Below are 23,001 nucleotides of genomic sequence, written 5' to 3' on the forward strand. Positions count from 1 at the left end.
CGGCACCACACTCCGACGCCGAGCATCCACCCGCTCCCCCGGCAACCACCTCGACACAACCCCCGACAACACCCGACCAGACACCGGATGCACCCACCACACCCACGAACCAGCCGCAAACGCACCCGAAGCAGGCTTCGGAACAGCCCCCCTCCGGCCTCGGCCACTGATATGTACAGAGATCAAGAACATGCAGGTCACAGCGTTACGGATCGCGAGTTAAGTACCTACTGGGGGGACATACCGCCGTTAATGTGTCCCGGCTGAGGGGGCAGATCGCCCACTCAATGTCAACTGGAGACGACACAGATCCAGGCTCCATGTCAAGTGGAGGTGACATTGCGAGACGGATGTGCCCCGGGGCGGGTCCACCAGACGGAGAGGGGGAGTTGTGTCCCTGCAGAGGGGACACAACTTGCGTGGCGTGTCGTGTCGAAGCGACATCAGTGTCAAGCAGAGGTGACATACTGCTGCGCGTCCAGAGACCAACAGCTTGGAGAACCACGTCGTGTCGACAGAGCCGCAGCGCCGCCGTACGAGCGCCCGGGCGGCGCCGCAGCCGAAGCTGCCACTGAACGATCCGGCCGACGCCTGGGACAGCCCGCTACGGCCGGTCAAGGACCTAGACGACGTCGCCCGCCAGTACCCCGGCCGCAAGCTGACACTGGACAGCGAGCGTCGGCCGCTGGAGTTCTACGGGCCGCCGGACCAGCCGAACGCGTTCTCCATGGACAGCCTGGAGTTCTTCCTGGTCATCACGCAGTTCTTCCGCGAGGCACTGCCGCTGCGGTTGATCCTGCTGATGATCGCGTGTCAGAGGGCCGGCGGGCGCATCCACCTGACGCAGGAGGAGATGGCGCACGTCCTAGACGTCGCGCGCACCAAGGTGAACGAGGCGCTGGGAGAGATCATGTCCCACGGCATCGTGTTCCGGGTGAAGCGCGGCGTGTACCAGTTCAACCCGCCGTACTCATACCGCGTTGCCGAGTTCATCCCGGGCACAGAGAGCATCGAGCCGGAGTACGTGAGGGTCGACCAGCACGTGGCCATCACAAAGATCCGGTCGGATGAGAGCCTGCCCGACCTGGTGCGTTTCCCTTCACTGGAGAGGATGCGCCAGGAGATCGAGCGGCTGCGCGAGGAACGGGCGAGAATGCGTGCTGAGCGCCGCCGGGAGCGGGCGGAGCAGAAGGAGAAGGGAGCCGAACAGTGAGTGGTCTGCATTTCGCCGTGGTGAACGCCGAAGGCGTCGTCGCGGACTTGGACCTGCTGCCGGCGGCTTACCGCGTGCTGCTGAAGCTGCGCGCCCACAGCGAGCCCGGAGGCCGCATCGAGATCGACCAGGTCACCCTCGCGCAGATGCTCAACCTGAGCCGGGCCGCCGTGAATGCAGCTCTGCGCGACCTGGACTTGGCGCAGCTGGTGAAGAAGCAGCGCCCTGGCGACTACCAGCTCAACCCCATGCTCGCCGCGTATCTCTCGCCCGAGGACGCCATCGCCGCTGTCAAGGCGATGCCGAAGGGCCAGCGCCTGAACTCTCCTGGCTTCGTAGAGCATTACCGCAAGGCGGTCACGGCCTACCAGGACCAGCTCGCCGAGAAGCGGCGGCGCCGTGAGGACGCCAAGCGCCGCCAGAACCTGAAGGCCGTGTCCTGACTTGACGGCCCGCTCGTCACGGCGGCGCTGCACCTCTACGGTGCAGCGCCGATCTCGTTTCCGGTGTCGGCGTTGACGCCAATGCTCCCTGCGAGCAGCAAGGAGCAAGTAACCGGACATGCGCCTTAAACACAACACCGCACTCACAGTGAGATCTGCGGGGAGGAGCGGGTAGAAAGAGAAGCCCCGGCGGGCCATGCGTGCGGCCCGCCGGGGCTTCCTGGTGGCTTGCTGCTACGGGGGAGGCAGCAAGCCGGTCTGGTCGACCTGCCGCAGTGCGTCGGACAGTTCGCCGGGGTCAACGAACCGAGGGCGGGTGGGGTGCGGGGGGCTGAGCCACGTGGCGGAGATGGATCCGCGCTGGGCTGTCGGCATGAGCAGCCACGAGCCGGTTGTCAGGGAGCGGATGCCTTGAGCGGTGCACCGGCGGGCGGTGCCGGCCGGTACGTGGACGATGAGCTCCTGGCGGACGTAGTCGGCCAGCACCGGGTAGCCGCGATCCATCGGCAGACCGAGGCGGGTGAGCGCGGCCAGGCCGCGTTCCAGCGGCGCGATGATGACGGCATCCCACTCCAGGCCGCAGCCCACCAGCCTCGTGACATACGGCGAGGAATCCCACGAACTCCGCGCGGCCTCCTCCGGCTCGACCAGCACGGGCCACTGAGGTTCGGCCTCAGCCTTGGGCGTGTTCGGCACGGCTCCTCCTGAGCGGATCGGTCTCGGAGGCTTCAGACCTCCGCTGTCCCCGGGCTCCCGCCGGGAGTCCGGGGTTGCTGGGCAGGGCGAGGCTGACGGTGCCCTGGGCGGTGATGACGGCAGGTCCGGTGAGGTCCATGGCTCCGCTGGGCCGTACGACGATGTGGAGGCGGCCGCCGGGCAGGTCGGCGGTGTAGTCGACGGCCAAGGGCGGGGACGGTTGATGGGAGCGGGCGGCCGCGACAGCGGCGCAGGCTCCGGTACCGCAGGCGCGGGTCTCGCCGACACCGCGCTCGTGGACCCGCAGCTGGAGATGGTGGGGCCCACGGGGGGCGACGAAGTCGACGGTGGCCCCCTGCGGGTACGCGGCGGCGGGCGTCACGGTGGGCGCGGTGCCCAGGTCTCCGGCGAGGCGGAGGTCCTCGAGGAAGACGACAGCGTGGGGGTTGCCCATGTCGACCTGAATGGCGGGCCAGGTACGGCCCGCTGCGGTGACCTCTATGCCCCCGGCGCCGGAGAGACGGGGGCGTCCCATGTCGATGGTGACCGGACCGGTGTGGTCGTCGGGGACGTGGACCCTGCGGGTTCCGGCACGGGTGGCGATGAGGAGGGCACCGGGCCGGTGCAGGCCGGCGTCGACCAGGTAGCGGGCCAGCAGGCGCAGGCCGTTGCCGCACATGGCGCCGAGGCTGCCGTCGGCGTTGCGGTAGTCCATGAACCACTCGGCCTCCCGCATCGCGGCCGCCTCGGGGTCGGCGGCGCAGCGCACGGCGCGCAGCACGCCGTCGGCGCCCAGGCCGGTGCGCCGGTCGCATAGGCGGACCACTTCGGCCGGGGTGAGGGTGAGGTGGCCGTCGGGGTCGGGGAGGATGACGAAGTCGTTCTCGGCGCCGTGCCCTTTGACGAAGGCGTGGGGTGCAGGTGCGGTCATGGGCGGGTGCCGGTCTCCCGTGGGATGCGTAGCCAGGCGATCTGGCCGGTGTCGGTGAGGGTCAGGCCGAAGTGGGTGCCGCGGTTGAGGACTTGAAGGACCTGGTCCCAGTTGTTGGCCAGGCGGGGTGTCACGTCGGCCTCGATGCGTGTGGCGCGGGGTCCGGGGAGGATGCGGGGCTTGGTGCCACCGAGGGTCTCCAACTGCGCGGCCGCGTCCTGGACTGCGTCCGATTGGTGGTCTTCAGCCACGCACCCACCCTCATTCAACACAGAACGTGATACTAGTCACTAGCTTTGATCTAGTCCACTAGGTTGTCAATCAGCACAGGTCAGCGCCGTGGGCGAGGAGAGAAATGGCTGACGGCAGCTCACGAGCCGCCCCGTATCTGCGTGTTGCCGCTGCATTCCGCGATCGCATCGCCGACGGCACCTGGACCCACGGCGAGCGTCTGCCCTCACGCGGTGAGCTGGGCTCCGAGTTCGGTGTCGGGGAGAATGTCGTCCGCCGCGCGCAGGAGCTGCTGATCACCGAGGGGCTACTTGAGGGCCGTGCGGGCTCCGGCACGTACGTGCGGGCCCCGTACCAGCGCCGCACCATGCTGCGCACCCCGGCCACCAGCATGGCCGGCCTGGGCGCCGACGGCACGTACGAAGCGGACAGCATCGCGAAGGTCCCCGCCCCACCGGATATCGGCAAACGCCTCGCCGAAGAGCCGGGCGCGCTGTGCGTGCGGACCGTCTACGAGGTCTTCGTCGACCGGCAGCCGGCGCTTTTGTGCACCAGCTGGGAGCCGATGTCCATCACCGGCGGCACCGTGATCGTCTTGCCGGAAGGCGGCCCGCTGGCCGGCCGCGGCGTGGCCGCCCGCATGGCACACCTGGGCATCACCGTGGAACGGGCCGTGGAAACCCTCCGCCCGGTTCATGTCGAGCGCGACCAGGCGCAGCTGCTGGGCGTGCCCGCCGGCACCCAGGCGACGCTGATCCAGCGCACCCACTACGACACCACCGGAAGGCCGGTGGAGACCGCCGACCTCCTCATCCCCGCAGACCGCTGGCACATCACCTACGACATCCCGGTCCCGCCCGCCACCTGACCGTGTGCATACATCCGCCGAACGCCACCTTCTGGGCGCCCGCCCACCGCCCAGCGCCGGGCCGGACCCGTGCGTTGGAGCCCGGAACGGCTGTGCCGTCGCTGCCCCGTCACGGATCCGGCCCGGCGGCTCGAGCACCCACGCATCAACCACGTTTGCGGCCTCTGGCCGCCGAGGGGGAGGGAACCCGTTATGCCCGCACCGCGCCGTGATCCGGCGTCCCGGCTCGCCGACACCCTGGCGTCACCGGTTCTGAACGCGCTCATCGGCCTGACGGGGATCGTCATCCCGGTCATCGCCTGGGTCAGTGAGCGGGCCAGCGTGAGGAACGGCCTGCTGATAGCCGAGACCGTCATCGTGATCGTCATGACGGCGAATCACTTGTGGCTGCGCAGGGCATTCATCTCGCTGCGGCGCGCGACTAACCTCAAGGCTATGGACGATGCGCACTATTACGACCTGGTTCGCTCCCAGCTGGAGCAGGAGCTGATCTCCGATTACGGCGAGGTCGCGGATGGACACCTGCGGGTCTACGCCAGCGAAGTCCCCCGTCTGTCCGTCCTGCTGGTCAACACGCTCATCGACTCGCAGTCCATGCCGAAGCGGATCCTGGCCGCGGACCTGACCACCAACCCGTCCCTGCTCACCCGGCGCCGTGAATACCTGACCGCCAACCGCCGCCTGGTCGACGCCGGTGGCACCATCGACCGGCTGTTCATCGCCTACCAGGGCGACCTGGTCCGCGAGGAGTACGCCCGCGAGCTCCTGACGCTCATCACCCACCATCGCGAGCTCGGGGTCACCTGCGGCCTGGCCGTCCGGGACCGGCTGCGCGCCGACCAGGCCGTGGACGTCATCATCATCGCGGCCGCCGCGGTCCTGGTCGAAGAGGAACAGGGCGACGCCGACTACACCAAGGGCCGCTCCAGCGTGTACTTCAAGGGAGCCGAGCGCTGGATCGGTCGGTTCGAGAGCGTCTGGGGCCACGGCGCCGACGCCGCCCCCCGCCTCCTCCAGCGCTACGAGGCCACCGTGCGACCCATGCTGGACGGCCGCACCTGGGACACCGACCGCGTCCGCGAGACGGTCGACGCGCTGTAGAACCAGGAGCTCGGCAGGGCACCCAGGAAGCGGCTCCCGCCGCGACGGCGGGAGCCGCTTCCTATTTCCACCAGCCGGCACTGCATTTGCGAAATGCCGTTCCGGCGACGACTCCGGGATTGGCGGCGACCTGGGTCAGCGATCGCTGCATACCCAGCGGCAAAGGACGTGGGTGCGGTCAACGGATTGCCCGGATCACGTGGTCGAGCAGATATGCGGTGGGGCGGCCGGGGATGTTGAGCCGGATCGTGCCGACGTCGCACCGGGCTGCACGGAACGTGGTCGCGATGGCGCGGCCGGCCATGGTGAGCCGGTCCCGGCGCGCGTCCCACTGTCCCCAGGTGTCCGGATCCTTCTCCCGCAGGAAGTCGACAGTGTCCGCCACAGTCAGGTGCTCTGGATCACCAGCGTGCGCGAACGCTTCGCGGATCAGGCAGGCCAGCTTCCTGGCCTTGGCCGCCTCCAGGCGTTTTGGCTCTACTTTCGGTGGAGGAGTCGCCTCCCCTTTCGCCGGCCGCACGTCCCCGAGCGGCGGGAGGGCCCGGTATCCGAGGTCGACGGCGGCTGTCGCGACCAGCGCCACCGGGTGCTCGTCACCGAAGTCGTACCAGTCACCGTGCCGCCGGAAGTCCTCGAACCGCTCATGCAGAGCACCTTCGAGGGCCCGGCCTCCACGTGTCTGCCACATGACATACAACGGGACCGGCGACCCGGCCTGCAGACCGCGGAGATGAGCCGGGATGTCCGTGGTGGCGCCGATCCTCACCGGCCGTGCCTGCGGGGAGCCCACGAGATAGACCCAGGTTCCCCGTCCGGGCACGGGGGCGTTGTCAGGCATCAGCGCGTCTCCTGAGCGCGGGCAGTCAAGCCCAGCACGCCGGAGCACCGTTCCAGCGGCGCACCGTCGGCACCAGAAGGGCGGTCAGCCGGGTCGGCGACCGCCGTACTCTCCGCGGCGAGCACAGGCGTCCGAGGCTTCGGCAGCATCGATCGCTTCCGCTGCTTTGTGGTTCGAGGCGCTCTCATGCTCGGTGAACGAGTAGCAGTCCCCTCAAGGCGCGGCAGCCAGCCTCGCATCACCGAAGTGCATCAGCCCCTGCCCCGACAGAGTGAGCCCGCCCCGCAGGTCGAGCGCGATTTGGGCGAGTACTGCCGGGAGGCCAGCCGACACCTACAGCAAATCTAGTGACTAGATGTACGGTATGTGATCACCGGGTGGGGCCGGGCCGAGCCCCGCCCCTGTCCCACCGGGGTGAAACCACCGTGCCGCTGTCCTTATTGCTCATCACTGTCGGCATCGCGCTACGGCAAGCCGACCGCATCCATTTCGCCCGCGGCCGCCCATACAGGGGGAACGCCGCCGCGCTCATAGCCCTGCAGCGAAGCCGGGCGACCAACTGGACACCCACCCTGCTACTGGTCGGCCAGTGGCTACAGATCGCCGGATGGTGGCGCCTGGCCGGGCACGGCCCCCTGGCGGCCGCCGCAGCGGCCCTCGGTGTGGCGGTGCAGTTCCGGCACCTACAGGAGATCAGCCACTTCGCGGTGCACGGTGTCCTGGCCCGCACCCGCCGGGCCAACCGACTGCTCGCCGAGGTCTTCGCCCACTACCCGCTCGGCCTCATCCCCGTCACCGAGCGGCAGCGGCTGCACGTGCGCGACCACCACCCCAACGCCGCCCGCCCCGGCATCGACCCCAACCTGGCCGAGCTCCACCGGGCCGGACTGCACCCGGGCACCAGCCGTGCCCGGTTCGCCCGCGCCGTGGTTTATCCGCTCACCTGGCACGGCGTCCGCGGGACCGTGGCCGGGATCGCCGCCAGCCTCCGGCACTCCGGGTCATGGCACCGCGCGGCCGCGATCGTGGCTGTCCTGGGGGCCTCCTACCTCACCGGCGGCTGGCCGGCCCTCTTGTGCGGTGTCCTCATCCCGCGGCTCCTGCTGTATCCGCAGCTGGCCTGGCTCAGCCTGATCAACGAGCACACCTGGTTCGACCCCGAACCTCGCACCGGCTCCCCGGCCTGGGTGGAAGCCGGGCGCTGTCTGCGGCTCTACCCCCACAACCGCGCTCTGGCCGCCTTCGCCGCGACCACCTGGCTCCCCTACGGCGACCTCCACCACTACGCCCACTCCGCCCACCCCGCAGTGCGCTGGAACTACCTCCCAGCGCTCGAACGCCACCTCCACCAGCCGCACTTCACCCCAGACAGCCTCCTGACCGGCTCCCGATCCGTGATCGCTCACCACCGCCGAGCCCTCGCCCTCCACACCACCGCCCGGCCGGGTACGGGCGCGGGCAAACCAGCCCACAGCGTCTAGCCACTGGACATGCGGAGGCCCCGGAACCCGTCGCCCGGGTCCGGGGCCTCCGCATGTCCAGTACGAACGTCCGCCTACATCTCCGCTCCCAAGGTGAGGCCGCTTTCAGCGAAGAAGCCGAGGATGCGCGGCAGCGCCTGACGTCGTCGGTCCCGCGTCGGTCAGGCGGGTTCGTCCGGATCAATGCCCTGAGCCCGCGCGAGGGCGAACAGGACACGCTCGATGGTGTCGAGCCGCTCCGTAATCGTCCGGTCCCCCGGGGCGCCGACAGCGTTGGCGAGTGAATCGATGTTCCCGAAAGCCGTGACCTGCTGCTCACCGATCCGCTGGAGCTGCTCACCGTGCTCGGCCAGGGTGCGACCAGTACGGAATGCCTCCGCCTCCAGGTCCCGGAGCCGCTCGTCATACGTCGCCATCTCTCGCGTCATGGCCTCATCATCTCAAAGACACAAGATCGGCAGTGCCCCCGTCCGCCCTTCACCCCCAGTAGCTCGGGTGGATCGGGTCGGGCTCGTCTGGGTGGGCAGCGGTGTAGATGGATCCGGGCTAAACGGTCCGGCGGCCCAGCCTGTCCTCGGGCCGGTGGCCCACGATTCGCGAACAATCGGGAGGGTGGCTGAATCCGTCAGGCGTAACCTGACAGCACATTGTGTCAGGGATAGCCTGACACAATGACTGATGTGGCAGAAACGCCGCCGCCGGCCCCGGCGCCAGACGAGCCGTCCACCCTCTCCCCCCGCGACGAGTCCCGCGTCGCCCTCGCTGTCAACTTCTCCAACCTGGCCGACCAGGCACTCAAATCCGTGCAGGTCGATCCCGACGCAGCCCCCGGTGCCCTGCTGCGCGCAGCCCTCGATCTGCAGCAGCAGATCGACAAGGTGGTGGCGAGTGCGGTAGTCGCCGAACGCGAGCGGGGCACCACCTGGGACCAGATCGGTGCGGCCGCCAGCATGACCCGGCAGTCCGCGCACGAGAAGTGGTACAAGGACGTCCGCGCCTGGGCTGCCCTCGGCCGCACCGCCCGGCCCAACAAGAGCAACTTCGCAACGACCCTTGAGTACGCCGCTGCCGTGGACCACCGGTACGCGATCGTGCACCCCTCGCGGCCGCAGGCCGTCACCTCGGGTCTGGACGTCGTCCGCTTCCCGGGTTCCCAGGCGTACGAGGACAGCCTGCGCGCCCGAGGTAGCGCCTTGCACAGCCAGTTCAGAGAGCTGAGCAAGACGGTCAAGGAACTCGATGAGGAGCGCCACGCACTGCAGGACGGCGGCTCGGACAACGACAGCCGCCTTGCCGAGAACAGCCTCCGACACGCGGCCATGTACGACGAGATCGCCAACGTCTACGAGCAATTGGTCACCGCCGAGCCCGCGCTCGCCGATGAGCACCGCGCCGAGGCGGAAAACCACCGCGCCACCGCCCAGAACGATCGAAAGTACGCCGCGCTTCTCCAGCCGCAGGGGTAATCCCGGCTCCGTAGCGGCCTGGTGCCCTCAGCACCGGGCCGCACACCGGCGCGGTTCTGCCCAAGTACCCCGTTGCGGCCGGCGCGGGTGTCGTCTCAACGATCGCCGCGGTATTCAAGGGCGGATAGGAGCGGAGGGGGCTGCCCAAGGTCCTCGGCGAGCGCTGCCCAGACGGTACGCCGCTCGTCTACGTCGCGGTCGTCCTCAGCTTCCGGCGACTCGTGTCCCTCCCTCGAGCACAGCCTGGGCAGCACCTCGTTTCCCAGGACAATCATTTCTCTTTCAAGTCGCATGTCACACATCGCGGCCCTCTGTGCACTTCTATACGTCGATGGCGGTGCGAGGAGTTGCCGCCGCAGAGTGATGTGAGGAGCCGCATGGAGATCGCGGTCGCGACAGCCGTTGGGACGGCGTGCGTCGCGGGGGCGCGCCTGCTGTATGTGTGGATCGGCAGCTGTGACCGGGCGCGTCTGGCCCGGTTGCGGGAGCAGGCCATCAGCGAGCGTGTGCGGATGCTGCCGCCGGGCAGCACCCTGACCGAACAGCACGACGGGATCCGTGTGCGGGTCCGGGTCGGGGCGCCGGCGGGAGGGGCTCGTGGATAAGCCTCACGTCAGCGCCTCTACTTCTACGCTCCCGGTGCATTTCCCCAGTCAACGCAAGTCGTCCGTCCCGGCCGCTCGTAACGAAGTGATCCGCGCCAGCTTCGCCGCTCACTACGAGGAGAACATGCCGGGCCTGATCCGGTTTGTCATGCGGTACGGAGCTACCCCATACGAGGCTGCCGATGCCGCCCAAGGCGCCTACATAGAAGCGTTCCGGGTCTGGCATCTGCTCACGTGCCCGGCGGCATGGCTACGCAAGGTGGCCTTTCGCCAGTACCTGCGTCAGGCTCCTCGCCCGCAGGAGGAGCTCACAGACGAGGTGCCGGATCGGCCGGCATTTTCCTGCCCATTAGAGAAAGTGGTCCTCAAAGATGAAGAGACGCAGGTGTACGAGGCTCTGGCTCAGCTGCCGATGAGGCAGCGGCAGGTGATCGCCTGGCATTTGGATGGCTTCTCGACCAATGAGATCGCGGACGCGCTAGAAATGCGGCCTCCAGCGGTCCGGCAGAACCTCGCCCGCGCCCGCGCCCAGCTCAAAGAACTGCTGGGTCTGGCTCCAGGAACTCCCGGAGGAGCGCAGTGACCCACTTCGACTCGTCCTTCGACTCGTCCAACGCGGCGCTTGACGCGCTCCTCGCCCGGGCCGACGCCGGGGTACTGCAATCCGTGACCGAGAGCCTCGACACCGTGCGCGGTGCTGGGCTGGTGCACTGGCACGCGGTCCCGAACGAGGACGTCCCGCTGGCCAGCCCGCCCGATATGTTCGCCGCCTTCCGTGACCTGCACATCCACGGCGCTATCGAGGCCATCGCGGAGCCGGGCGACACCGAGATCCCGGAGTTTCCCGACAGCCCGCATTCCACCCTGGCTGAGCTTCTGGCCGCCGCCTACCGCGACCACGTAGAACTGACCGAGCTCCTCGGCCAGTTCGCCACCTCGGACATGACCTACCTGCTGCACGCCCAGCTCGAGACACGGATCGGTTACCTGCACCACCGGCTCGTTGCAGCCAGCTCGTGTACGGACCACGGTCTGAACGGTCCTGGCGCCGCGCACCTCACTCTGGCCGTGTGGGGCAGTACGCGTCGTATCCGGCGACGGCTGGAACAAGGCCAGGACGATGCTCTGCCGCCCGGAGCCGTGCTGCAGGCGATCGCTCTGTGCACGTCGATCATCGACGTCATGGAGATCGTCAGGGATACGCTCTTCGATCTGTTCGGCATCGAGGCCACACCGACGCCCGCTCACAGTGAATACGCCGAGCGGTTCTCTGCGTAATTCTGCATTCCGCTGGCTCGGGCGGAATATCGCTGTCGACTCCATCAGGCAGGCGGCGACCACATCGCCGGCGATGAGCGCGGGAGCCGCACTCATCGCCGCGCGATCGCTGTCGTCGTCTGGCCGAGGATGTTGTTCTCGTGGGCGGCAACAGCGCGATGGCGGCGAAGCTAGCTTTTCGGGCCCGCGATTCCTCCTGGCGGGGGCGGTGTCTCGACTTCCCTCTGCTCGGCCCAGGTTCTGAGGACGTGCTGGCTGGCGCCTTCCTTGAGGATGAGGCGGATCACCACGTGCTCGTCGCTGCCGTACAGCCCGACCCATCCCCGGTAGGTGCGCAGGGCGGTGCTGTCGTCGGCCCATTCGCCCGTGACGGCTGGGCCTTCCTTGGAGAACTGCAGCGTGGCCAGGTACACGGTCACCATTCTGCCGTCGGGGGTCAGGCGCGGCTCGAGGCAGCGGCGCGTGGCAGGAGGGTGCGGAGTAGCGATGCGGTTTCTGTGTCCATGTCGACGTCGAGCTCTTCGTTGAGGGCTTCCAGCCGGGCGGCGGCCAGGCGGAGGGCTTCCATGTCGCCTGCGGCGTGGTGGGCTAGGAATACGTCGCGGTGGAGGAGTTCGTCCTCCTCGGCGGCGTTCAGGCCCTTGGTGGCGGCCCAGAGGGCGCTGCGGGGGTCGTGGGCGGCGAGGCGTCGGGTGGCGAGTTCGTGGGCGGTGTCGACGATGGCGGAGGTCATTTCCTGGATCCAGGGTTCGGCCCAGGTGTAGCGGCGTGGGTCGGTGGCGGCGAAAGGACGGTCGCGGACGAGGGCGAGGGCCTGGCGGAGGGCGAGGTCGGCGTCTTCGCCGGTGTCGTGCATGCCGGCGCGGTAGAGCTCCTGGAACTGGGTCCAGTCGGAGGTGACGTGGGGGCCGAGGGTGTAGCGGTGTTTGGCGTCGTCGGTGACGCGGGGGAAGTGGGGTGTTCCGTCCGTGCTGTCGCCGAGCCAGGAGCGGAGGCGGCTGATGAGCGGGGCTCGGGTGGACTTGGTGACGCGGCGGTCGGGCCAGAGTGCTTGATCGACGGCGTTGTGGTCGACGCCGGGGTTCAGGATGAGGTAGGCGGCCAGCTCGGTGCAGGTCTTTTGGCGGTTGGTGTCCACGCGGCCGGCGGCGTGCTGGATGTCGACCGGTCCAAGGACCCTGATCGTCGGCCCGGGCGCGGTGGGGGCTGGAGGCAGCGGGGAAGGCTCCGGGGCTTCGTCGGCCTGGGCGTGGATGGTGATGCGAGGGGCCGTGGAAGCGGTGGCGTGTGTCAGCTTGGCCTGGGCCGGTGGAGCGGCGGGAGGGGCGTCGGCGGGTTCTTCGGTGCCGGCGTCCGGCTCGCCGAGGATGTCGCTCAGGGTGGGGCCTGAGGGCGGCTGGGCCACCGGTGGTTCGCTGGCGGACGACTCGTCGTCACGCGGAGCGGGTTCGGTGGTGTCCGGGTCGGCCGTGGGGCTGGGTGTGGGTTGGGTCCAGGCGGGCGCGGGGGTGTCGGTGTCGCTGCCGGCTGTGGTGAGGATGGTCAGGATGTCGGCGTAGTCGGTGTCGCTGAGGGTCTGCAGGGTGATGGGGATGCCGGGGCCGGGCAGGGTGACGGGTGTATCGGCGTCCTCGGTGGTGAGCGTCCAGCCCGCCGGTGTGGTGGGCATGACGCCGTCGATGGTGGTGATCACCGCGCTGCTGGTGCGGGGACGTTCGCTGAGGGCCTCGATCAGTGCTGCCAGGTCCTCGTCGTCGGCTGCCGTGTCGTCGCCGCACAGCAGGATGCGGGGTGTCCACGCGCCGTCGGCTGTCGCCATCAGGCGAGCGGCGCGGAGGCTGGGGGCCCCGGCGGTCTGGAGGGCCCGCCGCTGGTCGGCGTCGTGCGCGGAGAGGGATGTGAGGGCTTGGCCGAGGTGCTGGATGCGGGCGACGCGTTCGGGTACGGCCGTCTCGAGCTCTTCGGCGGCGGTGCCGACGGCGGTGACTTCGAGGTGGGGGACGAGGGCGCTGGTGGCGAGTTCGATCGCGAGCGCGCGGAGGACGGCGCGGCACCGGTCGGGGTCGCCGGTGATGTGCAGGATCCCGATCGCTTCGAGGTCGATGAGGACCAGGCCGCCGTCGTCGTCCCAGCCGATGCTGACGAGGCCGGGGTAGGGCGGGTCGGTGTCGGCCAGCTGGTCGTCCCGGAGCAGGGCTGGGGTGTCGGCCGGGCAGCGCCACAGGGTGGGCTGTGCAGGGTCGGCGGTGAACGGTGCGCAGGCCGGTGCTGCTTCGGCGAGGTGGAGGTCGATCCCGGTGGGACGGAGGACGGCCGCTTCGATTTCGGGTAGGTCACGGTCGTCGGTGGCCAGGTTCGCGGCGAGGGTGCGCAGCGCGGTGTCGAGGAGTTCGACGCCGGTGGGGTTCTGCACGGTGCGCAGGGTCTGCTCGGTGGTGGCGGCGCGGGCCTGGGGCAGGGGGATGCGGCGGCCGGGCCGGCGGCGGCGCTGTTGGAGTTTGCGGCGCGTGGCGATGATGCCGATCGTGGAGGCGGCGAGGATGCCGGCTCCGGCCAGGGCGAGCGCCGTGCTGGGGGTGAGGATCTGGCTGTCGTGGTCGGCTGGTTGGTCGTTGGTCTGCGGCGCGTCGGGCTGGTGGGTGCGGAGAGTGCTCGCCGAGGGGGCCGGGGTGGTGGGGTGGTTGGTCTTTGGTGTGTGGGTGGGCGCGGGGCTGGCCGAGTCGGGGGTGGGCTTGTCCTCGGTGTGGTCCGGCGCCTTGTCTTCGGGGCGGGGGGTTTTCTCTGCGGGTGGGGTGGCGGTGGTCGGCAGCTTGAGGTGCTGCCCGGGGTAGATGAGATTCGGGTCGTCGATCGTGCCGCGGTTGAGGTTGTAGATCTTCGGCCAGGCGGCGGGGTCGTCGAGTTCGTCGTCGGCAATCGTGGAGAGAGAATCGCCGGGTTTCACGGTGACCGCGTGGTCGGCGTCGTCCCCCTTATCCGCCTTGTCCGCCTTGCTGGTGGATGTGGTCGCCTGGTCCTGGGAGGGGATGCGGGCGTCTGTGGGGACGTTGAGGACCGTGCCGGCCTGGAGGTCGGCCTTGGGGTCGAGATCGGGGTTGAGGGCCGCGATGTCCTTCCAGCGTGGTCCGCCGCCCTCGCCGAAGAGCTTCTCGGCCACATCCCACAGGGCGATGTCGTCGGCGGTGGCGCGGTAGGTGGGCCACTCTTCAGCGCGTGATGTGCTCGTGGAAGCGGTGGGGGTGTCCGTGCCGGTGGTGTGGTGGGGGGCTGAGGCCGTTGTCGCGGCGGCCGCGGGAGCGGCGGCGGCCGCGGCGGCCGGGGAGGCCAGAAGGATGCTGCCGAGGAGGAATCCGGCGATGCGCTGCGGTGTGGCGAATCCGGGGATTTTGGGGCTGGAGCGCCGGACGACGACCGCCATCGCCTCCAGCAGGACGGGTACGGCGAGCCAGAGCCACACGGCCCATCCGATGAGGGTGATGGTGGTGAGCAGCAGGGTGCCGTCATCGGGGGCGGACAGGGCATCCAGGGCGTCGCCGATGCTCGGTGCGGCGTCGGGGAGTTGGCCGAACTGCAGCAGGGCGGCGGGGATGCCGACGAGGAGGAAGGCGAGGCCGGCGAGTCCCGCGAGGGCGCGGAGCAGGACCGTGGGCCAGCGGCGGGCGGTGCGGGGTGCGGGCATGGGTGGTCAGCCTCCGGCCTGGTGGAGCAGGTGAGCAGTGCCGTGTCCGGTGACGTTGATCGTCGATTTGCCGATCAGCGAGGTGAACAGCGCGTCGTAGGTGCCGTGGACGGTGACGGTGAGGGTCTGTCCGTCGTCGCTGACGGTGACGCTGCCCTCGAGCTCTTCGTCGTCCAGGTAGGCGCGTGCCGCAGCCCGGGCTGCGCCGGGGTCCACGATGATGGCCTGGCCGGGGATGGCCTGGGCGGGGTCGATCTGCTGGCCGCCGGCGCGGGCGGCTTCCTGGGCGGCGTAGTCGGCGCGTGACTGGGCGGACATGGCGCCGCCGCCGTCCACGACCAGGCCGATGACCAGGAATCCCATCAGGGCGGCCCCGACCAGGAGCAAGGAGACGGAGCCGGTATCGCGGCGTGCGCGCCGGGCGAGGCGGCGGAGGTGGAGGGCAAAGGTCATGTGGCACCGTCCGGGCGGGCTCGGTACTGGTCGACCACGCTGGTGAAGGTGCTGGTCAGTTGCTTGCTTCCGGGTAGCCCCGGCACGGCGAGGTCCCCGAGTGGCGCGGTGCAGGCCACGGTCGCTGTCACGGTGGCGGACTGGCCGATCGGGGCGCTGAGGCCGCTGGTGTCGACGCTGATGGTGACGTCCGAGCAGCGCAGTCCGTCGGCATCCAGGCTGTCCATGGCGGCCTGTCGGGCCTGTTGCTGAGCGGTGGCCGGGTCGCGGGCCAGGGATGCGGTGCGGGCTGCCGCGCGGGCCGCGCTGTCCGCCTTGCCCTGGGCGAGGTGGACGCGTCCGAAGGCGGCGATCACGAGGAGGAGCAGGATGAGCGCCGGAGCGATGATCGCCGTCTCCACAGCGGCGCTGCCGCGGTCGAGGCTGCGGACGCAGTTGCCAGCGCGGCGGCTGCGCGCTCGGATGCTCATGGGGTCCAGTCCTCGATGGGCGCTTCGGCCCGGTGCACGACGGTGAGGTGCATGCCGGGGATCAGGGTGGTGACCGTTCCCCGCACTGTGACTGCCATTTCTCCGGCGCCGCTGGTGTCGACGCTGACCTGGGGTGATTGCAGTGAGCCGCCCATCTCGTTGAGGAAGGCGGTGGCGGCGTCGGCGCCGTCGCCGGGGACGGCGTTGTAGGCGCGGCCGGCGTCGACTCCTTGCTGGGCGGCACGGGCGGCGACCTGGCGGGCGTGGAACCACAGGGCGAATTGCGGCAGCACGAAGATCAGCAGCAGGAGGATCGGGACGATGATGGAGAATTCCGTCACCGATGCCCCGCGGTCGCTGTGCAGCGCGTCAAGCCGACGGCGTAGTGCCGTCGGCGTTATGCGGGATGGCCGGGTTGTCACGGGGGTCAGCTGCCGTTGATGATTCCGATTTTCTCCAGGACCTTGCCGTTGATGGCGGCGTAGATGAGTCCGGCGATGGTGGCGCCTCCGGCGGTGATGATCACCCATTCGGTGACGGAGTATCCGGCGTCCGTGGAAGCGGCCCGGATTCTTGCCCAGTGGCGGCGGGCCGCTGCGGCGGCGAGGCTGAGGCGGCGGTGCATGGTGATGGACCTCCAGTGGGGGGTTAGACGGACAGGATCCGCGAGAACGCGGGATAGCCGACGAAGATCAGCATGATGAACGCGGTGACCAGGGTGGGCAGGACCATCTTTTCGGTGGCCTGGTTGGCGCGGGCCTTGTCCTCGGAGAGGATCGTGGACCGCAGGGCCTCGGCTTGTGCTTCCAGCGCCTTGGAGACGGTCGCTCCTTCTTCACCGGCCAGGGCGAAGGTGGCGGCGGGCCGGGCGAGTTCGGGAACTCCGATCTGCTCGCCGAGGTGCCCGAGGGCGGTCCAGGGGCTGATGCCGGCGAGCCGGGCGTGCTCGAGGGTGGCGCGTACGCGGATGAGGACCCGGCCGTCGCCGTGCTCGGCCACCCGGTACAGGGCGTCGGCGGCTCCGGCGTCGGCTGACCGGGCCAGTGCCGAGCGCTGCAGCAGGGAGGCGGTGGCGTGGCGCCATTCTTCGCGGACCTCGGCCGCCTCGGTGCGGACGTCGTCCACGCATTTGGCGCCGAGGAGGACGGCGAAGGCCAGGGAGGCGGCGGCCGGGATCGCGAACGGCGGCGGGGTGCCGAGCAGGGTGAGCAGCAGCAGTACCCACTGGGGGATAGCCAGTCCGATGAGCGCGTAGAGCACGCAGCGGCCCAGGAGCCGGGCGGGGCTGGTCTCCAGCAGCGCCAGGTCCTGGGAGGGCAGGCGGCCGGCGACCCATCCGGTGCGCATCAGCCGGGTGCCGATCCGGTCGGCGAGCAGGGTGGCCTTGTCCCGGGAGGACTCAGCCGCGGTGGCGGGGCGGGCGGGCGCGGTTGCGGGGGCGTGGACGCGTTGCAGGACGTCGGCCAGGTCCGGGCGGCGGGGCAGGAGCTGGCGCACCGCCAGAGTGAGGCCGATGCCTGCTGCGGCTCCGGACAGCAGCGCGGGGGTTGAGATCACCGGATGCCTCCGGGCTGTCGGGTGCGGTGCCCGGCGGGCAGGAGCAGGCGCGGCTCGGGCCGGGGCCGGGCCATGCGGCGCATCCATCGCAGTGCGCCGACGAACAGGGCGCTCAGCGCGATGAGGAGGATCTGGCCGCCGAGGGTGCCGTAGGGGGCGGTGTAGTCGGTGCTGAGCATGGAGACGGCGACGACGGCGAGGGTGAAGACCGAGACCGTGCGGGCGTTGGTGCGGACTTTGGCGCGCTCGGCGTCAACGGCCTGGGCGTCGATGACTTTCTGGGCGACCTTCGCGGCGGTCTTCTCCAGGGCGCGGGCCATGCCGGGGCCGCGGTTGTCGGCATGGTCCATGAACATCAGCACCACGTCGTCGCTGGTGCCGTCAGCCAAGTGGTCCGCGAACTCGCGGTAGGCGAGGTGCGGGGGGTATCCGGCCCGCAGCCGCTCGGCCAGCACGGCGACCGGCCGGCGCAGCACGACGGGCACGTTGGGCACGGATGCCTGGATGGTCTGCTCCAGCGGTACGCCGGCGACGTGTACACCGGCCAGCTGGCGGAGCCACTCGGCGAGCGCGTCGAGGCGGGTGATGCGGGCCTGGGCGGAGCCGCCGGGGTGCCAGATGTATGGGAATCCGGCAACGGCGCCAGCGGTGATCAGGCCGTGGACGGGCCAGCCGGTCCAGGCCCACATGAGGATGCCGGCTGCCGCCGCGGCGGTCAGCAACCACCGGTAGTGGTCACGCCAGCGGGCCGGGAGTTCTTCGAAGGCGCGCTGCTGCTGGCGCCGCAGCCGGGCGGTGCGCGGCCGCGGGCTCCAGCCGCGCCAGACCGCGATCGCGCCGACGATGCCGCCGGCCGTCAGCAGCCCGCAGACCAGGGCGAGCATGGCCATCGAGTTGCCGGTCACAGCGGCATCACCAGCTGCATGTCCGGCCACTGGCCCCCGGGGATCTGCAGCCAGCCGGGGTCGAAGCGGCCCTTGCGCTGGAGTGTGTGCAAGCGCCGTTGCGTCGGAGGGTTCTTGTAGACGGCGCGGGGGTCGTTTCCGCGCGGGGCGAAGATCTCTCCGAGGGCGACGCCGCCGCCGTCGCCGCGGCCGGTGACTTCCCAGACGTGGGAGACGTGCCGGTGCATCCGGCCGCCGATGTCGGTTTCGTCGATGCTGTCGATATAGATGATCATGTCGATGGCGCTGGCGATGAGCCGGTAGGCGGCGTTGTCCGTCAGCCCGGCGCGGGAGAGCGGGACCATGAGGCGGTCGATGACGTCGTGCGGGCTGCGGGCGTGGATGGTGCACATCGACCCGGAGCCGCCGGCGGACATCACCTCGAGCATCGGGACCGCTTCGACGGAGCGGACCTCGCCGACCATTACGCGGTTGGCGCTGTAGCGCAGCGTCATCGGCACGATGTCCTCGATCGAGACCTCGCCGGTCAGCCGTCCGTCGCCGTCGCGCTCGCCGTTGGACTCCCGGGCCTCGAACGCCAGCACGTGGGCACCGTTGCCGTCCGCGTCCAGGTACAGCTCGCGGTCGGTTTCGATGGTGGCCAGGCGTTCCCGGGCGGGGATCTGGCGGCCCAGGGCGCGCAGCAGGGTGGTCTTGCCGGTGCCCATGTCACCGGCGATCAGCAGGTTGAAGCGGGCGCGGACGCTCGCGGCGAGGAACTGGGCCAGGACCTCGTCGATGGTGCCCCACGCCTTGAGCTCGGGCAGGCCCGCATTCTGGATGCGGTGCGTACGGATCGCCACGACCAGGTGTGTGGTCAGCAGCGTTGCCGCGACCCGCTGCCCGCCCGGCAGCCGGAAGTTGACGTGCGGGGTGGCGTGGGAGAGCTGCCGCTCGCCGTGGCCGGACTTGGCGGCCATCTGGTTGACCCAGTCCTCGGCCGCCTTCTGGTCCGCGAAGGGTGAGGGGCGGCGCTCGCGCGGCCGGTCGTAGAAGTCGATGTGCATCCACGGTCCGTCCAGCAGCACGTTCTCCACGCTGGGCTGGTCGAGGATGCGCTGGAGGGGGCCGGCGAGGAAGAGGGCGTCGAAGACCGCGGCGCGCAGCATTTCCTGCTGCTTGCGGGTCAGCGGGGTGTTGGTGCGGGCGTGGACGGTGGCCCACTCGGCGACCCGGCGCTGTACGAAGGAGCGGCCTGCGGCCTCCCGGTCCTCCTGTGTCAGGGGCCGCCCCTGACGGGCGGCTTCGTTCTGGAGGTCATCGGAGACCGCCACCCGCAGCTGCTGCACCACCTCCCACTCGACGGGCAGGACGCCGGGCAGCCCGGCCACCGTGCCGGTGTGCTGCGGCGCGGGGCTGTCGGCGGGCCCGCCGGGCGGGGCGGCGGGCGCGGCGAACGCGGTGGGGTGGCCGTCTGCCGCGCGCTGGGCGAGCAGCTGGCCGATGTGCGTGCTGGGCGCTCCTGCGTCGTGGCGGGTGCCGTTGGTGTCAGCCACCGTCGCTCACCTCCTGGCCGTGGGTCAGGCGCTGCAGGACACCGGCGACCGCGGGGTGACGGGCCTGGGCGTCGGCGAGCTGCAGGTGCAGGCGGCGGCGCTGGGCCCACTCCCGCAGGTTGCGCGCGGCCGTCCGGGCATCCCGCATCAGCGGGGTGCGGTCCAGTCCGCGGGGCCGGGCCCGCTCGCCCTCGAGGTAGCCGGCGGTGCGTTCGTCCCAGGAGAGCTGGGCCATCACCGGGGTCTGCAGAGCCCGGCTGACGTCCGCGGTGCTGTGGCCGCCCTGGGTGACCACCAGCAGGCCCAGGCCGTCGGGGCCGGTGCCAGCCGCGGCGAGCTCCGCGCGAAGGACCTCGAGCATGGGCTGTGCGGGGACCACAGAGGTGCGCCGGGCGCGGACCACCAGCAGGACGAGGTCGGCCTGGTGGAGCAGGGCCGCAGGCGCGAGCACCGGGTGCACACGCCCGTTTTCCACGACCAGGCGGCCCGCGTCCACGATGACGTCATAGCCCGCCTGCTGCGCGGTGACCTGGAGCAGCTCGGCAAGGGTCGGCCAGGTCGAGGCCAGGGAGGCCGCCTGGCGCGGGTCGGTGATGCCGGGCAGGAGGTAACGGCGCTGAGAGGAGTCCAACTGCCGGAGATTCGCGTCGAAAGCCGGCGCGAGGGTCTCTTCGGGGTTGGCGCGGGCCCAGTCGGCCTGCGCCAGCGTGTGGAGGCCGACGGAGCTGTCGAGCGGGTGGTGGGCGTGCAGCGGGCTGTCGTAGAGGTAGCCGGAGCGGATGCTGCCGCCGGACAGGTCGCACTCGGCCAGCAGCGTCGGGCGGGGGCTGGCCAGGGCGAGCGCGAGCGCGGAGGTGGTCACCCCATCAGAGGTGGCTGACACCAGTGCGACTACGGACACAGTCAGCTCCTCAGCTTCTCGGCTCGCGCACCAGCGCGATCTGCTTGGCCGCGGCCTGAGCCGCCAGCGTGGTCCCGTCGGTCGTGGCCACCGCCAGGTTCACCGTCACCGTGCCGGCGGCGTCGGCCGGTCCGACGGACACCACGGTCGCGTTGATGCTGCTCGGCTCCTGACCGCCGGAGGTGGGCTTCTCACCCTCGGCCGGGATGGTCACGGCCAGCACCCGGTCACCGGGAGCGAGCGCGTCACGCGGCACCTGGCCGCGCTTGAGCTCGACCCCGACCAGCTGCTTGTCGTCTCCGACACCGCCGCCGGCGGTGAGCTGGGAGCGGGTGAGGAGGCTTCCGCGGCGCAGGTCGACCGCGGTGCGCTGGCCGACGATCGCCTGCCGCTGGGAGGCACGGACCGGGTTCAGGGCCGGGTCCTTCGCGATCGAGGCCGTCACCAGGTCCCCCGCCTCCAGCCGGTGCCCAGCCGGCACATCGCGGGCGACGGCCAGGACCTGCACCCGGTCACCGGCCTGCGAGACCAGCGAGGCCGCGCCCAGCGCACCGGCGATCGCGACCAGGACGCACAGACCGAACAGCGGCCATTTGACGCGCTTCTTCGGCGCGCCGGAGCTGGCCGGCACATCGGCCTCGCGCAGGGGGCCGGTGCGCGGCGCCGGCATCGGGGATGTGGTGGTGCCCATCGTGTGCGATCAACCTTTCCGGTGCTGCTAGCTGACGACCTGCAGCTCAGTGATGTCGACCTGCACCTGGGAGGTGCGGGTCTCGACGAGCTGGCCCTGCTGGCCGCCGCCGTTCCAGTCGATGTCCCAGGTGGACGTCGCGGACACGGCGAACGTCCCGCCCTTCTTGTTCTGGGAGGTCTGCGTGTATTGATGACCGCAGTCCGGGGACTTCCTGGTGCCGTAGGACGCCTTGTACGGGGTGCCGGGCGTCGTGCACGTCACGGTCGACCCATCCCCCATCGTCCAGACCACCTTGCTGACCTTCGCAGTGGCGGTGACCGTCGTACCGCCGGCCGTGGCGGACGCGGTGTTCGGGCCCCAGGTGGTGTCCGAGGTGCCCATCGACATCCACAACGGCACGCCCACGGTGTAGCAGCCGAACCCGGCCGGGGCCTTCGCCTCCTTGCCGCAGCCGTTCGACGGCGCGGGCTTAGGCGAGTTGATATCCGGGCCCTTCAGCAGCATCTTGTCCACCGCTTCCCGCGCCAGCTGAGCCGGATCCGGGCCAGTGGCCGCTGGTGGCGTGGCCGCCCAGAATGTCTGGGAAGGCATCACTCCGACGGTGAGCGCAGCAGCGCCAGCGTCCAGGAGACACCTTCGCGTGTAGATAGCGCCGTCGCCTGGCTTGTGGCCATCCCAGATCTCGCTGCCGGCCGGCGGTTGGGGATCGAGCCGTACCACCTTGCAGGGCTGGGGGACCGGTTTTCCGGCCTTACCGCCCTTGCGGTCTTGGGCGGGCTGGTCTTGAGACCCCTTGGACCCTGAGGAACCGGGTTCGCTGGCTCCCACGCAGACGAAAACGGTGGAGCAGTCACCCACGCTGGCTTGGCCGCCCGAATGGTCGTCCGCGTAGGCGACGTCCGACAGGGCCATCACCAGGGCAAAACCAGCTGCGGTGAAGGCCGTACGCCGCGCTAGCAGGCGCGCTTCTGAGGCGACACGCTGAGGATCATCCATTGCTTCCCCCACTTCTCGGCTTTGACCTCCGTCACGTACCGCTCAAGCCGTCCCTTTGCGGCCGGCAGCTGCTCTCCGGTCTTCCGGTTCTTCACCTTCCACTTAGAGACATCCAGGCAGTCACGGATCGACCCCTTGGGGACCTTTCGATCCATATCGAGACCAGTCACCTCAGAGTGAGACACAGGTGCGCCCGTGAGAACGTTGCCTGTCTTCCGCATGGTCATGAGTTCGCTCTCGGCGCGGGCCAAGGCGTCCCCTGTGGCGTAGCGGGTCAGCTTCGTGCCATCAGAACTGGCCTTGGCATACGCCGCAGTCTGCTCATCCCAAAAGTGACCGTAAGCGGCAAGGAGGCCCTTCTTGTCCGCAGCTTGAGGATCGGAACTCGTTTGGCTCCCTGACGGCGCCGGCGTGGAAGCAGCGGACTTCGAGGGGTGCTTCGGCTCCGGCTTATCCGACTTTCCGTCACTGCTGCTGCAGGAGGAGACGGCCAAGGCCACACCGACCGCGATCGCGGTCACCCCGTATCGTGCAGTCCTCGAGCCATTCTCAGGCGTTGCCACTGCGCCTCCCCTAGGTCCTGGTCTGAACACCGGGGAAGCTATTCGGCGAGCCCCAAGGCGGACGCGATGCTTCCCACTCGGTGATGCCAACCGTACG

General features: G+C 70.0%; 27 protein-coding genes. 9 read left to right on the forward strand and 18 right to left on the reverse strand.

From position 1 onward, the window contains the following. The first annotated feature begins 493 nt into the window (after positions 1-493). On the forward strand, positions 494-1,213 hold the full coding sequence (locus tag ACFYOY_RS35440; RefSeq protein WP_388591549.1) for a hypothetical protein: 720 nt from the start codon (positions 494-496) through the stop codon (positions 1,211-1,213). Continuing rightward, complete coding sequence (locus ACFYOY_RS35445) at positions 1,210-1,656, forward strand: helix-turn-helix domain-containing protein (protein WP_388591551.1); 447 nt, start codon at positions 1,210-1,212, stop codon at positions 1,654-1,656. The genes ACFYOY_RS35440 and ACFYOY_RS35445 overlap by 4 nt, the downstream gene beginning before the upstream one ends. Before the next feature lie 234 nt (positions 1,657-1,890). On the opposite strand, the gene ACFYOY_RS35450 is transcribed toward ACFYOY_RS35445, so the two are convergent. From ACFYOY_RS35450 to ACFYOY_RS35460, 3 genes are read right to left on the reverse strand one after another with little or no spacing between them, the layout of a single operon-like run. Continuing rightward, the gene (locus tag ACFYOY_RS35450; RefSeq protein ID WP_388591553.1) at positions 1,891-2,352 is read right to left on the reverse strand and encodes a hypothetical protein; all 462 of its coding nucleotides are present in this window, start codon (positions 2,350-2,352) and stop codon (positions 1,891-1,893) included. Beyond that, a complete protein-coding gene (dapF, locus tag ACFYOY_RS35455; RefSeq protein WP_388591555.1) occupies positions 2,330-3,283 on the reverse strand; it encodes a diaminopimelate epimerase in 954 nt (317 codons plus the stop codon). Before dapF ends, ACFYOY_RS35450 begins: the two co-directional genes overlap by 23 nt. Continuing rightward, on the reverse strand, positions 3,280-3,534 hold the full coding sequence (locus ACFYOY_RS35460) for a hypothetical protein (protein WP_388591557.1): 255 nt from the start codon (positions 3,532-3,534) through the stop codon (positions 3,280-3,282). Before ACFYOY_RS35460 ends, dapF begins: the two co-directional genes overlap by 4 nt. A gap of 104 nt (positions 3,535-3,638) precedes the next feature. Here ACFYOY_RS35460 and ACFYOY_RS35465 point away from each other — a divergent pair, with 104 nt between their 5' ends. Both ACFYOY_RS35465 and ACFYOY_RS35470 read left to right on the forward strand, forming a co-directional pair. Beyond that, on the forward strand, positions 3,639-4,382 hold the full coding sequence (locus ACFYOY_RS35465; RefSeq protein ID WP_388591559.1) for a GntR family transcriptional regulator: 744 nt from the start codon (positions 3,639-3,641) through the stop codon (positions 4,380-4,382). A gap of 192 nt (positions 4,383-4,574) precedes the next feature. Next, entirely contained in the window at positions 4,575-5,483 is a 909-nt protein-coding gene (locus tag ACFYOY_RS35470) for a hypothetical protein (protein WP_388591561.1), read from the forward strand. A gap of 178 nt (positions 5,484-5,661) precedes the next feature. Here the strand turns inward: ACFYOY_RS35470 and ACFYOY_RS35475 are convergent, their stop codons facing one another. Beyond that, positions 5,662-6,321, reverse strand: coding sequence for a GIY-YIG nuclease family protein (locus ACFYOY_RS35475; protein WP_388591563.1), 660 nt, complete (start codon positions 6,319-6,321; stop codon positions 5,662-5,664). Positions 6,322-6,746: 425 nt separating this feature from the next. On the opposite strand from ACFYOY_RS35475, the gene ACFYOY_RS35480 reads away from it, so the two are divergent. Continuing rightward, entirely contained in the window at positions 6,747-7,802 is a 1,056-nt protein-coding gene (locus tag ACFYOY_RS35480) for a fatty acid desaturase (RefSeq protein ID WP_388591565.1), read from the forward strand. A gap of 161 nt (positions 7,803-7,963) precedes the next feature. Here the strand turns inward: ACFYOY_RS35480 and ACFYOY_RS35485 are convergent, their stop codons facing one another. Next, positions 7,964-8,230, reverse strand: coding sequence for a hypothetical protein (locus ACFYOY_RS35485; protein ID WP_346161661.1), 267 nt, complete (start codon positions 8,228-8,230; stop codon positions 7,964-7,966). 243 nt (positions 8,231-8,473) lie between these two features. Between ACFYOY_RS35485 and ACFYOY_RS35490 the strand changes: the two genes are divergently transcribed. From ACFYOY_RS35490 to ACFYOY_RS35505, 4 genes are all read left to right on the forward strand, one after another. Further along, positions 8,474-9,268 carry a hypothetical protein gene (locus ACFYOY_RS35490; RefSeq protein ID WP_388591568.1) on the forward strand — a complete coding sequence of 265 codons (795 nt, stop codon included), beginning with the start codon at positions 8,474-8,476 and terminating at the stop codon, positions 9,266-9,268. Positions 9,269-9,645: 377 nt separating this feature from the next. Continuing rightward, positions 9,646-9,873, forward strand: a complete 228-nt coding sequence (locus ACFYOY_RS35495; RefSeq protein ID WP_364015234.1) for a hypothetical protein — start codon at positions 9,646-9,648, stop codon at positions 9,871-9,873. Beyond that, a complete protein-coding gene (locus tag ACFYOY_RS35500; RefSeq protein ID WP_364015237.1) occupies positions 9,866-10,456 on the forward strand; it encodes a sigma-70 family RNA polymerase sigma factor in 591 nt (196 codons plus the stop codon). Before ACFYOY_RS35495 ends, ACFYOY_RS35500 begins: the two co-directional genes overlap by 8 nt. Beyond that, entirely contained in the window at positions 10,453-11,151 is a 699-nt protein-coding gene (locus tag ACFYOY_RS35505) for a hypothetical protein (RefSeq protein WP_388591571.1), read from the forward strand. The genes ACFYOY_RS35500 and ACFYOY_RS35505 overlap by 4 nt, the downstream gene beginning before the upstream one ends. A 170-nt stretch (positions 11,152-11,321) precedes the next feature. Here ACFYOY_RS35505 and ACFYOY_RS35510 read toward each other — a convergent pair whose 3' ends face one another. From ACFYOY_RS35510 to ACFYOY_RS35570, 13 genes are all read right to left on the reverse strand, one after another. Continuing rightward, positions 11,322-11,573: a hypothetical protein gene (locus tag ACFYOY_RS35510; protein ID WP_364015242.1), complete on the reverse strand. Its 252-nt coding sequence runs from the start codon at positions 11,571-11,573 to the stop codon at positions 11,322-11,324. A gap of 14 nt (positions 11,574-11,587) precedes the next feature. Continuing rightward, on the reverse strand, positions 11,588-14,830 hold the full coding sequence (locus ACFYOY_RS35515; protein WP_388591573.1) for a LysM peptidoglycan-binding domain-containing protein: 3,243 nt from the start codon (positions 14,828-14,830) through the stop codon (positions 11,588-11,590). Between the two features lie 6 nt (positions 14,831-14,836). Further along, a complete protein-coding gene (locus tag ACFYOY_RS35520; protein ID WP_388591575.1) occupies positions 14,837-15,283 on the reverse strand; it encodes a Tad domain-containing protein in 447 nt (148 codons plus the stop codon). Beyond that, positions 15,280-15,753: a TadE/TadG family type IV pilus assembly protein gene (locus ACFYOY_RS35525; RefSeq protein ID WP_388591577.1), complete on the reverse strand. Its 474-nt coding sequence runs from the start codon at positions 15,751-15,753 to the stop codon at positions 15,280-15,282. The genes ACFYOY_RS35520 and ACFYOY_RS35525 overlap by 4 nt, the downstream gene beginning before the upstream one ends. Then, positions 15,750-16,094, reverse strand: a complete 345-nt coding sequence (locus ACFYOY_RS35530) for a TadE/TadG family type IV pilus assembly protein (protein WP_388591579.1) — start codon at positions 16,092-16,094, stop codon at positions 15,750-15,752. Before ACFYOY_RS35530 ends, ACFYOY_RS35525 begins: the two co-directional genes overlap by 4 nt. Positions 16,095-16,180: 86 nt before the next feature. Next, positions 16,181-16,378: a hypothetical protein gene (locus ACFYOY_RS35535; RefSeq protein WP_388591581.1), complete on the reverse strand. Its 198-nt coding sequence runs from the start codon at positions 16,376-16,378 to the stop codon at positions 16,181-16,183. A 23-nt stretch (positions 16,379-16,401) separates the two neighbouring features. Then, the gene (locus tag ACFYOY_RS35540; RefSeq protein ID WP_388591583.1) at positions 16,402-17,310 is read right to left on the reverse strand and encodes a type II secretion system F family protein; all 909 of its coding nucleotides are present in this window, start codon (positions 17,308-17,310) and stop codon (positions 16,402-16,404) included. Then, complete coding sequence (locus ACFYOY_RS35545; RefSeq protein ID WP_388591585.1) at positions 17,307-18,215, reverse strand: type II secretion system F family protein; 909 nt, start codon at positions 18,213-18,215, stop codon at positions 17,307-17,309. The genes ACFYOY_RS35540 and ACFYOY_RS35545 overlap by 4 nt, the downstream gene beginning before the upstream one ends. Next, positions 18,212-19,750 carry a CpaF family protein gene (locus tag ACFYOY_RS35550; RefSeq protein WP_388591587.1) on the reverse strand — a complete coding sequence of 513 codons (1,539 nt, stop codon included), beginning with the start codon at positions 19,748-19,750 and terminating at the stop codon, positions 18,212-18,214. Before ACFYOY_RS35550 ends, ACFYOY_RS35545 begins: the two co-directional genes overlap by 4 nt. Then, the gene (locus ACFYOY_RS35555; protein WP_388591589.1) at positions 19,743-20,651 is read right to left on the reverse strand and encodes a MinD/ParA family protein; all 909 of its coding nucleotides are present in this window, start codon (positions 20,649-20,651) and stop codon (positions 19,743-19,745) included. Before ACFYOY_RS35555 ends, ACFYOY_RS35550 begins: the two co-directional genes overlap by 8 nt. Before the next feature lie 10 nt (positions 20,652-20,661). Next, on the reverse strand, positions 20,662-21,342 hold the full coding sequence (locus tag ACFYOY_RS35560) for an SAF domain-containing protein (protein ID WP_388591591.1): 681 nt from the start codon (positions 21,340-21,342) through the stop codon (positions 20,662-20,664). 27 nt (positions 21,343-21,369) lie between these two features. Further along, the gene (locus ACFYOY_RS35565; RefSeq protein WP_388591593.1) at positions 21,370-21,936 is read right to left on the reverse strand and encodes an ATP/GTP-binding protein; all 567 of its coding nucleotides are present in this window, start codon (positions 21,934-21,936) and stop codon (positions 21,370-21,372) included. A gap of 362 nt (positions 21,937-22,298) precedes the next feature. After that, positions 22,299-22,904 carry a hypothetical protein gene (locus ACFYOY_RS35570; RefSeq protein ID WP_388591595.1) on the reverse strand — a complete coding sequence of 202 codons (606 nt, stop codon included), beginning with the start codon at positions 22,902-22,904 and terminating at the stop codon, positions 22,299-22,301. Positions 22,905-23,001 lie beyond the last annotated feature (97 nt).

Source organism: Streptomyces sp. NPDC007875, assembly GCF_042868035.1.
Classification (GTDB): domain Bacteria; phylum Actinomycetota; class Actinomycetes; order Streptomycetales; family Streptomycetaceae; genus Streptomyces; species Streptomyces antimycoticus.

Coding starts and splice junctions, on each gene's coding strand:
- dapF (WP_388591555.1), bottom strand. CDS start 3,283: ATGACCGCACCTGCACCCCACGCCTTCGTCAAAGGGCACGGCGCCGAG.
- ACFYOY_RS35465 (WP_388591559.1), top strand. CDS start 3,639: ATGGCTGACGGCAGCTCACGAGCCGCCCCGTATCTGCGTGTTGCCGCT.
- ACFYOY_RS35470 (WP_388591561.1), top strand. CDS start 4,575: ATGCCCGCACCGCGCCGTGATCCGGCGTCCCGGCTCGCCGACACCCTG.
- ACFYOY_RS35475 (WP_388591563.1), bottom strand. CDS start 6,321: ATGCCTGACAACGCCCCCGTGCCCGGACGGGGAACCTGGGTCTATCTC.
- ACFYOY_RS35485 (WP_346161661.1), bottom strand. CDS start 8,230: ATGACGCGAGAGATGGCGACGTATGACGAGCGGCTCCGGGACCTGGAG.
- ACFYOY_RS35490 (WP_388591568.1), top strand. CDS start 8,474: ATGACTGATGTGGCAGAAACGCCGCCGCCGGCCCCGGCGCCAGACGAG.
- ACFYOY_RS35495 (WP_364015234.1), top strand. CDS start 9,646: ATGGAGATCGCGGTCGCGACAGCCGTTGGGACGGCGTGCGTCGCGGGG.
- ACFYOY_RS35510 (WP_364015242.1), bottom strand. CDS start 11,573: ATGGTGACCGTGTACCTGGCCACGCTGCAGTTCTCCAAGGAAGGCCCA.
- ACFYOY_RS35515 (WP_388591573.1), bottom strand. CDS start 14,830: ATGCCCGCACCCCGCACCGCCCGCCGCTGGCCCACGGTCCTGCTCCGC.
- ACFYOY_RS35520 (WP_388591575.1), bottom strand. CDS start 15,283: ATGACCTTTGCCCTCCACCTCCGCCGCCTCGCCCGGCGCGCACGCCGC.
- ACFYOY_RS35525 (WP_388591577.1), bottom strand. CDS start 15,753: ATGAGCATCCGAGCGCGCAGCCGCCGCGCTGGCAACTGCGTCCGCAGC.
- ACFYOY_RS35535 (WP_388591581.1), bottom strand. CDS start 16,378: ATGCACCGCCGCCTCAGCCTCGCCGCCGCAGCGGCCCGCCGCCACTGG.
- ACFYOY_RS35560 (WP_388591591.1), bottom strand. CDS start 21,342: ATGGGCACCACCACATCCCCGATGCCGGCGCCGCGCACCGGCCCCCTG.
- ACFYOY_RS35565 (WP_388591593.1), bottom strand. CDS start 21,936: ATGCCTTCCCAGACATTCTGGGCGGCCACGCCACCAGCGGCCACTGGC.